The 9,711-nt window shown below is 72.9% G+C and carries 7 protein-coding genes; 2 read left to right on the top strand and 5 right to left on the bottom strand.

The window, feature by feature from the left end; genetic code table 11:
• Positions 1 to 141 precede the first annotated feature (141 nt).
• From ACH499_RS31520 to ACH499_RS31500, 5 genes are all read right to left on the bottom strand, one after another.
• A complete protein-coding gene (locus ACH499_RS31520) occupies positions 142 to 2,271 on the bottom strand; it encodes a 3-hydroxyacyl-CoA dehydrogenase NAD-binding domain-containing protein (RefSeq protein ID WP_356207414.1) in 2,130 nt (709 codons plus the stop codon).
• Positions 2,268 to 3,485: an acetyl-CoA C-acyltransferase gene (locus ACH499_RS31515; RefSeq protein WP_356207417.1), complete on the bottom strand. Its 1,218-nt coding sequence runs from the start codon at positions 3,483 to 3,485 to the stop codon at positions 2,268 to 2,270. Before ACH499_RS31515 ends, ACH499_RS31520 begins: the two co-directional genes overlap by 4 nt.
• A gap of 279 nt (positions 3,486 to 3,764) precedes the next feature.
• On the bottom strand, positions 3,765 to 5,057 hold the full coding sequence (locus ACH499_RS31510) for a ribonuclease D (RefSeq protein ID WP_356207420.1): 1,293 nt from the start codon (positions 5,055 to 5,057) through the stop codon (positions 3,765 to 3,767).
• 164 nt (positions 5,058 to 5,221) lie between these two features.
• Positions 5,222 to 5,884 (bottom strand): response regulator transcription factor, encoded by a 663-nt coding sequence (locus ACH499_RS31505; protein WP_356202441.1) that lies wholly within the window; start codon positions 5,882 to 5,884, stop codon positions 5,222 to 5,224.
• Positions 5,885 to 6,237: 353 nt separating this feature from the next.
• Positions 6,238 to 6,915, bottom strand: a complete 678-nt coding sequence (locus tag ACH499_RS31500) for a DUF3000 domain-containing protein (RefSeq protein ID WP_399020160.1) — start codon at positions 6,913 to 6,915, stop codon at positions 6,238 to 6,240.
• Between the two features lie 182 nt (positions 6,916 to 7,097).
• Here ACH499_RS31500 and hemE point away from each other — a divergent pair, with 182 nt between their 5' ends.
• Together hemE and ACH499_RS31490 are read left to right on the top strand one after the other, a co-directional pair.
• Positions 7,098 to 8,165 carry a uroporphyrinogen decarboxylase gene (gene hemE / locus ACH499_RS31495; RefSeq protein WP_356202437.1) on the top strand — a complete coding sequence of 356 codons (1,068 nt, stop codon included), beginning with the start codon at positions 7,098 to 7,100 and terminating at the stop codon, positions 8,163 to 8,165.
• Between the two features lie 119 nt (positions 8,166 to 8,284).
• Positions 8,285 to 9,691 carry a cellulase family glycosylhydrolase gene (locus ACH499_RS31490; protein WP_356202435.1) on the top strand — a complete coding sequence of 469 codons (1,407 nt, stop codon included), beginning with the start codon at positions 8,285 to 8,287 and terminating at the stop codon, positions 9,689 to 9,691.
• Positions 9,692 to 9,711 lie beyond the last annotated feature (20 nt).

Below are 9,711 nucleotides of genomic sequence, written 5' to 3'. Positions count from 1 at the left end.
GGGGCGCGCGGGGGGGGGGGCCCCGGGGGGGGGGGGGCCCCCCCCCCCGGGGGGGCGCCCCCCCCCCCCGGGGGGGCGCCCCCCCCCCCCGGGGGGGGGGGGGGCCGCCCCCCCCCCCCCGCCGCTCGGGCGAACAGAGCCCTACGCGGGCACGCTGGCCACCCCGGGCTCCAGGAACCGCTTCCCGTTCACCCGCTCGGAGACGCCCTCGCGGTCCAGGTACGGCGTGATGCCGCCCAGGTGGAAGGGCCAGCCGGCGCCGGTGATCAGGCACAGGTCGACGTCCTGGGCCTCGGCGACGACGCCCTCGTCGAGCATGAGGCCGATCTCCTGGGCCACCGCGTCCAGGACGCGGGCGCGGACCTGCTCCTCCGTCAGGACGGTGTCACCCTGCTCGAGCAGCGCGGCGACCTCCGGGTCCAGCTCGGGCCTGCCGCTGTCGTAGACGTAGAAGCCGCGCTTGCCCGCCTCGACGACCGCCTTGAGGTTCGGGGAGACGGTGAAGCGCTCCGGGAAGGCCCGGTTGAGGGTCTCCGAGACGTGCAGGCCGATCGCCGGGCCGACCAGCTCCAGCAGGACCAGCGGGGACATCGGCAGGCCGAGCGGCTCCACCGCCTTCTCCGCGACCTCGACCGGCGTGCCCTCGTCGATGACGTTCTGGATCTCGCCCATGAAGCGGGTCAGGATGCGGTTCACGACGAACGCCGGGGCGTCCTTCACGAGGACCGCGGTCTTCTTCAGCTTCTTCGCCACCGCGAACGCCGTCGCCAGCGACGCGTCGTCGGTCCGCTCACCGCGCACGATCTCCAGCAGCGGCAGGATCGCCACCGGGTTGAAGAAGTGGAAGCCGACGACCCGCTCGGGGTGCTTCAGCTTCGACGCCATCTCCGACACCGACAGGGAGGACGTGTTCGTCGCCAGGATGGCGTGCGCCGGGGCGACCGCCTCGACCTCCGCGAACACCTTCTGCTTGACGCCCATCTCCTCGAACACGGCCTCGATGACGAAGTCCGCGTCCGCGAAGCCCTCGGCCTTGTCCAGGACACCGGTCACCAGGGCCTTGAGACGGTTGGCCTTGTCCTGGTTGACGCGGCCCTTGCCGAGCAGCTTGTCGATCTCGGCGTGGACGTAGCCCACACCCTTGTCGACGCGCTCCTGGTCGATGTCCGTCAGGACGACCGGGACCTCCAGGCGGCGCAGGAACAGCAGCGCGAGCTGGGAGGCCATCAGGCCGGCGCCGACGACGCCCACCTTGGTGACCGGGCGGGCCAGCGACTTGTCGGGCGCGCCCGCCGGACGCTTGCCGCGCTTCTGCACCAGGTTGAACGCGTAGATTCCGGAGCGCAGTTCGCCGCCCATGATCAGGTCGGCCAGCGCCTGGTCCTCGGCGTCGAAGCCCTGCTGGAGGTCGGCGTTCTTCGCGGCCGCGATGATGTCGAGGGCGCGGTAGGCCGCCGGGGCGGCGCCGTGCACCTTGCCGTCGGCGATGAAGCGACCGCGGGCGACGGCCTGGTCCCAGGCCTCACCGCGGTCGATCGCCGGTCGCTCGACCGCGATCTCGCCCTTGAGGACGGACGCCGTCCAGATCAGCGACTGCTCCAGGAAGTCCGCGCCCTCGAAGATCGCGTCGGCGATGCCGAGTTCGTAGACCTGCTTGCCCTTGAGCTGCTTGTTCTGGTTGAGGCTGTTCTCGATGATCACCGAGACGGCCTTGTCCGCGCCGATCAGGTTCGGCAGCAGCGTGCAGCCGCCCCAGCCGGGGACCAGGCCGAGGAAGACCTCGGGCAGCGAGAACGCCGGGAGGGCCGCCGACACCGTGCGGTAGGAGCAGTGCAGGCCGATCTCCACGCCGCCGCCCATGGCCGCGCCGTTGTAGTAGGCGAAGGTCGGCACGGCCAGCTTCGACAGCCGCTTGAAGACGTCGTGGCCGCCCTTGCCGATGGCCAGCGCGTCCTCGTGCCGCTTCAGCAGCTCGACGCCCTTGAGGTCGGCGCCGACCGCGAAGATGAACGGCTTGCCGGTGACGCCGACGCCGACGATCTCGCCGGCCGCGGCCTCCTTCTCGACCTGGTCGATCGCGGCGTCGATGTTCGCCAGCGACTGCGGGCCGAGCGTGGTCGGCTTGGTGTGGTCGTGACCGTTGTCCAGGGTGATCAGCGCGAAGCGCCCGGCACCGAGGGGCAGGTCGAAGTGCCGTACGTGCGCCTGCGTGACGACCTCGCCGGGGAACAGCTCGGCCGCACCCTTCAGAAGCTCTGCGGTGGTGCTCACTTGTCCCCCTCGAAGTGCGGGTTCTCCCAGATGACCGTCGCGCCCATGCCGAAGCCGACGCACATGGTGGTCAGGCCGTAGCGGACGTTCGGCTGTTCCTCGAACTGGCGGGCGAGCTGCGTCATCAGGCGGACGCCGGAGGAGGCCAGCGGGTGGCCGAAGGCGATGGCGCCGCCGTACTGGTTGACGCGGGCGTCGTCGTCGGCGATGCCGTAGTGCTCCAGGAACGCGAGGACCTGGACGGCGAAGGCCTCGTTGATCTCGAACAGGCCGATGTCGGAGATGGACAGGCCGGCCTGGGCCAGGGCCTTCTCCGTCGCCGGGATCGGGCCGTAGCCCATGACCTCCGGCTCGACACCCGCGAAGGCGTACGAGACGAGGCGCATCTTGACCGGCAGGCCGTTCTCGCGGGCGAAGTCCTCGCTCGCGATCAGGGAGGCGGTGGCGCCGTCGTTGAGGCCGGCCGCGTTGCCCGCGGTGACCCGGCCGTGGACGCGGAACGGCGTCTTCAGGCCCGCCAGGTTCTCCAGCGTGGTGCCCGGGCGCATCGGCTCGTCGGCGGTGACCAGGCCCCAGCCCGTCTCGCCGCCCTCGGGGTTGGTGCGGCGCACGGAGATCGGCACCAGGTCCGCCTGGATCTGGCCGTTGGCGTACGCCTTGGCGGCCTTCTCCTGCGAGCGCACCGCGTACTCGTCGGCACGCTGCTTGGTGATCGACGGGTAGCGGTCGTGCAGGTTCTCGGCGGTCATGCCCATGAACAGGGCGGACTCGTCGACCAGCTTCTCGCTGACGAACCGCGGGTTCGGGTCGACGCCCTCGCCCATCGGGTGACGGCCCATGTGCTCGACACCGCCCGCGATGGCGACGTCGTACGCGCCGAACGCGACCGAACCGGCCACCGTGGTGACGGCGGTCAGGGCGCCCGCGCACATGCGGTCGATCGAGTAGCCCGGGACCGAGGTGGGCAGGCCCGCCAGGATTCCGGCGGTGCGGCCGATGGTCAGGCCCTGGTCACCGATCTGCGTGGTCGCGGCGACGGCGACCTCGTCGATCTTCTTGGGGTCGAGGCCGGGGTTGCGGCGCAGCAGCTCCCGGATCGCCTTCACGACCAGGTCGTCGGCTCGGGTCTCGTGGTAGATGCCCTTCGGGCCCGCCTTGCCGAACGGGGTGCGGACGCCGTCGACGAAGACGACGTCCCTGACGGTACGAGGCACGATGGCTCTCCTCCAGGGTGCGGGGTGGCACTGCTGCGGCACGCATGCACTGAGCGCGCGCTCAGCCCCATGCTACTTGTGGGTAACGTAGCTGCACAGTCCCCCCGCCTGGAGCGGCGAACGTCACACCACCGGAGGACAGCGGACACGCCGGACCCACGAGGAGCAACGCCCCGGGAGCCCGGCCGTGGACGAACAGCGCGCTTTGGCGACGGGAGGGAACCCCGCGCCCGGAGCGCGCCGCACATGACCCGCGGGGAGCCACCCGCACGGGACCCCTCAGGCGCCGTCCCCCGCCGTGCCCAGGGCGGTGACGAGCACCGGTGTCACCTGGGCCACCTGCCAGGGCCGTGCCCCGTGCGCGGTGAGGGCCGCGGCGACGGACTCCGCGTCGATGGTCTTCGGCGGCTCCCAGCAGACCCTGCGCACGGTGTCCGGGGTGATCAGGTTCTCCTGCGGCATGTTCAGTTCCTCGGCCAGTGCCGTCACCCCGGCCCGCGCGGCGGACAGCCGGGCGGCGGCGGCCGGGTCCTTGTCGGCCCAGGCGCGCGGCGGCGGGGGACCGGTCACCGGCTGGCCCGGCTGCGGGAGCTGCGACTCGGACAGGGCCCTGGCCCGGTCGACCGCGGCCTGCCACTGTTCGAGCTGGCGCCGGCTCACCCGGCCGAAGCCGCCGAGCGCGCCGAGCGCGTGCGCGTTGGCCGGCAGCGCGAGGGCCGCCTCGACGATGGCGGCGTCCCCGAGCACCTTGCCCGGGGAGACGTCCCGGCGCTGCGCGATCCGGTCCCGGGTCTGCCACAGCTCCCGGACGACGGCGAGCTGCCGGCGCCGGCGCACCTTGTGCATGCCGGACGTGCGGCGCCACGGGTCCTTGCGGGGTTCGGCCGGCGGCGCCGAGGCGATCGCGTCGAACTCCTGCCGGGCCCACTCCAGCTTGCCCTGCCGGTCCAGCTCCTTCTCCAGCGCGTCGCGCAGGTCGACCAGCAGCTCGACGTCGAGTGCGGCGTAGCGCAGCCACGGCTCGGGCAGCGGTCGGGTGGACCAGTCGACGGCGGAGTGGCCCTTCTCCAGGACGAAGCCCAGCACGTTCTCGACCATCGCGCCGAGGCCGACCCGGGGGAACCCGGCGAGCCGGCCGGCCAGCTCGGTGTCGAACAGGCGGGTCGGCACCATCCCTATGTCCCGCAGGCAGGGCAGGTCCTGGGTGGCGGCGTGCAGCACCCACTCGGCGCCGGAGACCGCCGTGCCCAGCTCCGACAGGTCGGGGCAGGCGACGGGGTCGATGAGCGCCGTGCCCGCGCCCTCGCGGCGGAGCTGCACCAGGTAGGCGCGCTGGCCGTAGCGGTACCCGGAGGCGCGCTCGGCGTCCACGGCGACGGGGCCGCTGCCGGCGGCGAAGGCGGCGGTCACCTCGGCGAGGGCGGCCGCGTCGGCGATCACCGGCGGAACACCCTCGCGTGGCTCGAGCAAGGGGATCGGCGCCTGACTCGCAGAAGATCCGGCGTCGTCCGGAGGGGCGCCTCCGGTGGTTCGCAGTGAACGGTCTGCTGCGGTTTCGTGGGCGTCGGTCACCGGTCAAGGGTATCGGTGTATGCGCGGCGCCCGCCGACGGAACGTTCCGTCGGCGGGCGCCGGGGGGTCGTAAACCGGTCAGGTCAGTGAAAGGTCGGGTTCATGCGAGGGAAGCGGCGGGGGAGAGGCAGGGATTCGGGGCCGGTCATGGGGGGGTGGGGTGGTCAGTGGATGATGCCGGTCCGCAGGGCCACCGCCACCATGCCGGCGCGGTCGCCCGTGCCCAGCTTGCGGGCGATGCGGGCCAGGTGGCTCTTGACGGTCAGGGCGGACAGGCCCATGGAGACGCCGATCGCCTTGTTGGACTGGCCCTCCGCGACCAGACGCAGCACCTCGACCTCGCGGCCGGAGAGCTCGCGGTAGCCGCCCGGGTGGCTCGGGGCACCCGGGGGGCGGCGGTGCAGGCGGGCGGCGGCGGAGCCGATGGGGGCGGCACCGGGCCGGGTGGGGAGCCCGATGTTGGTGCGGGTGCCGGTGACGACGTAGCCCTTGACGCCGCCCGCGAGGGCGTTGCGTACGGCGCCGATGTCGTCGGCGGCGGACAGGGCGAGCCCGTTGGGCCAGCCCGCGGCGCGGGTCTCCGACAGGAGGGTCAGGCCGGAGCCGTCGGGAAGATGGACGTCTGCCACGCAGATGTCGCGGGGGTTGCCGATGCGGGGACGAGCCTCCGCGACGGACGAGGCCTCGATGACATCGCGCACACCGAGCGCCCACAGATGGCGGGTGACGGTGGAACGGACGCGCGGGTCGGCCACGACCACCATGGCGGTCGGCTTGTTCGGGCGGTAGGCGACCAGGCTTGCGGGCTGCTCGAGGAGAACGGACACCAGGCCTCCTGGGGTGCGGGACGGGACCGGCTCCTGGGGAAGAAGCCGGGACGAACCGTGCTTTCAAGGTCACAGTCGTCTTCGGCACCGAACGCGTCCGCCTTTAGAGAATGATCACTATCTGGTGAGTAACAATCCGAGCAATTCGGACACGCGGTCGATCATTCGAAGACCGGACGGTTTCAGTCTGTGTCGATACGAGGCCGAAAGTGGCCGTATCGACAAAGTGACCTAGGGTTCGGCGCAGACCATCGGATGATCTTGCGCATGCGAAAAGGGGCCCGGCGCACCCGCCCCCGAGGGGGGAGTGCACCGGGCCCCGCGTGCGCGCGGTGGCGCGTCGGACGGAGTTCCTAGCGCGGCTGCGGTCCGCGCCGCTGCGGCAGCGTGACGATCGACGCGTCGCCCGGACCGGCCGGCGGCAGGCCCGCGACCTGGGCCAGCAGATCGCACCACGAGGCGAGATGGGCGGCGGTGTCCGGCACCCCGCCCCGGCCCTCCCGCGGCGTCCAGGAGGCGCGGATCTCGATCTGCGAGGCGGACGGACGCGTCGACAGCCCGCCGAAGTAGTGGGAACTCGCCCGCGTGACCGTGCCGCTGGGCTCGCCGTAGGCCAGGCCGCGCGCCTGGAGGGCGCCCGTCAGCCAGGACCAGCACACCTCCGGCAGCAGCGGATCCGCGGCCATCTCCGGCTCCAGGTCGGCGCGCACCAGGGTCACCAGCCGGAAGGTGCCCCGCCAGGCGTCGTGCCCGGCCGGATCGTGCAGCAGCACCAGCCGCCCGTCGGCCAGGTCCTCGTCGCCGTCGACGACCGCGGCCTCCAGCGCGTACGCGTACGGCGCGAGCCGCTGCGGCGCGCGGGTCGCCTCCACCTCGACCTGCGGCCGCAGCCGCGCGGTCCTGAGCGCGTCGACGGCGGCCGTGAACGGCGGAGGTGCCCCGCCGGCCGGTTGCCGCACGTCCTCCCCGGTGCCCTTCGGTTCGTCCATTCCGCCAGCGTCGTCCGACAGTCGTCCCTGAGCCGCAGCCATGCGGGGAAGGTTAAGCGGAACGGCGCCCCGGCGCAGGGAGGGACACCCACGTGCGCGCGCGATGTCCGGATCGCGTGGTTCCGAGGGGTCGGGCGGGCGCCACGGGCGGGTATCGGCAGCCCCGCCGGGGCCGCCCGCACCCGCGGTCCGACGGGGTCCGACGGCCATGCGAGACTTGCCGCGTGAGTGCCAACCAGAGCCCCGTGGGCAAGCAGCCGTCCGCCACGTACGACTCCGCCTTCCTGAAGGCGTGCCGGCGTGAGCCGGTGCCGCACACGCCCGTCTGGTTCATGCGGCAGGCCGGGCGCTCCCTGCCCGAGTACCGCAAGGTGCGCGAGGGCATCCCGATGCTCGAATCCTGCATGCGGCCGGAGCTGGTCACCGAGATCACCCTTCAGCCGGTGCGCCGGCACGGCGTGGACGCGGCGATCTTCTTCAGCGACATCGTCGTCCCGCTCAAGGCCATCGGGATCGACGTCGACATCAAGCCGGGCATCGGCCCGGTCGTCGAGAACCCGGTCCGCACCCGCGCGGACCTGGCGCGGCTGCGCGACCTCACGCCGGAGGACGTCTCCTACGTCACCGAGGCCTACGGGCTGCTCACGCGCGAGCTGGGCGCCACCCCGCTGATCGGCTTCGCGGGCGCCCCGTTCACCCTGGCGAGCTACCTCGTGGAGGGCGGCCCGTCCCGCAACCACGAGCACACCAAGGCCCTGATGTACGGCGACCCCGGGCTGTGGGCCGACCTCCTGGACCGGCTCGCCGACATCACGGGCGCCTTCCTCAAGGTGCAGATCGAGGCGGGCGCGAGCGCGGTCCAGCTCTTCGACTCCTGGGTCGGCGCCCTCGCCCCCGCGGACTACCGCCGCTCCGTGCAGCCCGCCTCCCGCAAGGTCTTCGACGCCGTCGCCGGGTACGGCGTGCCGCGCATCCACTTCGGCGTGGGCACCGGCGAGCTGCTCCACGACATGGGCGAGGCCGGCGCGGACGTCGTCGGCGTCGACTGGCGCGTCCCGCTGGACGAGGCGGCCCGCCGCGTCGGCCCCGGCAAGGCGCTCCAGGGGAACCTGGACCCCGCCGTCCTCTTCTCCTCCCCGCAGGCCGTCGAGGCCAAGACCCGCGAGGTGCTGGACGCGGCGGCGGACCTGGAGGGCCACGTCTTCAACCTCGGCCACGGCGTCCTGCCATCCACCGACCCGGACGCGCTGACCCGGCTCGTGGAGTACGTCCACACCGAGACCGCGCGCTGACCCACCGCCCGCACCGCACGGGCCGGCCCGCGCTGCCCGGCCCGTGCGCGCACTCTTGAACAATGCTCAGCTTTCCGGTGTGATCTGCGGCACTGTCGACCGACCGTGCCGGAGGTCCCGTGTACCGCCGTCTGCTCGCCGCGCTCGTCTGCACCGTCCTGCTGTCCCTCACGGCCGCCCACGCGAGCCCCGCCGCCGAGGACCACCGGGACCCGCCGCCCGGCATCCCCCGGCTCACGGACGACCGGGGCCGCGTCCTGACCCTGCGCGGCTGGAACGTCGAGGACAAGGCCCACCGGGGCGAGGCCGCCCTGACCGCGATCGGCGAGCGCCACTTCCGGGACCTGCGCGCCCAGGGCTTCAACTTCGCGCGGCTGCTGGTCTTCTGGGACGACCTCGAACCCGAGGAGGGCCGCTACAGCGAGCGTTACCTGCGCAGGATCGAGCGCGTCCTCGACTGGGCGCACAAGCACCGCGTCCAGGTCCTGATCGACGCCCACCAGGACGTCTTCGGGCCCGCGTTCGGCCACCGCGGCATCCCCGAGTGGGCCACGCGCACCGACGGCCTGCCGTTCACCCCGCACCCCGACGACTGGTTCTCCGAGTACTTCGAACCGGCCGTGCAGCGCGCGTTCACCCACCTCTACGAGGACCCGGACCTGCTGCGCGCCCAGTCGGACATGTGGCGGGTGCTGGCCGGGCGCCTCGGGGACCACCCCGCCGTCCTCGGCTACGACCTGATCAACGAGCCCATGGGCGAGATCGCGCAGGGCGAGGACCTGCCGACGGCCGCCCGGCGCATCGAGCGCGACCAGCTCACACCCCTCTACAACCGCCTCGCCGACGCGATCCGCTCCGTCGACGACGACTCCTGGATCTTCTTCGAACCGACGCCCATCGTGGGTGAGGGCGTTCCCACCGGTCTGGGCCGCATCCACGACCCGAAGGCCGTCTACGCGCCCCACTTCTACAACACCGCGATGGAGGCGGGCGCCGACTACGACCCGGCGGCCGGCTGGATCGAGGCGTACGAGTCCGCGGTGACCGCCTACCCGCGCACCCACCGCGTCCCGGTCGTGGTGGGGGAGTGGGGGCCGCTCAACAACTCCCTGCCGAACATGGGGCGTTTCTACCGTGACGCCCTGTCGTCCCTGAACCGCTACAGCTCCGGCTGGGCGGGCTACGTCTGGTGCTACGGCGGCGGGTACTGCGCCGTCGACGCCGAAGGGCGCTTCCGCACCAACAAGGAGCGGACCGCGGCTCCGTACGCCCCGGCGGTCGCCGGCCGGGTCACCGCCGAGGAGTACGAGCCGGACGGCGGCACCTTCCGGCTGTCGTACCGGGCCGGCCGCGGGGTCACCGAGATCTCCGTGCCGCCCCGGCCGGGAGGCTGGCGCATCGGGCTGACCGGGGCCGCCCGGACCGCCACGCCCGTGCTGCCCGGTGAGCGCGCGGCGGTCGCGCGGGTGCGGGCCAGGCCGGGCGCGCAGGTCACCGTCGTCGTCACCCCGCGCGGCAAAAGATGAGCACGTGTCTTGTTCCAAGG

Origin of the sequence: Streptomyces sp. NPDC018947 (genome assembly GCF_044390505.1) — a bacterium.
GTDB lineage: Bacteria > Actinomycetota > Actinomycetes > Streptomycetales > Streptomycetaceae > Streptomyces.
This window is presented reverse-complemented; position numbering and strand designations above follow the sequence as displayed.

Excerpts from the sequence above, each read along its gene's own strand:
- ACH499_RS31500 (WP_399020160.1), bottom strand. The coding sequence starts at position 6,915 with ATGGCTGCGGCTCAGGGACGACTGTCGGACGACGCTGGCGGAATGGAC.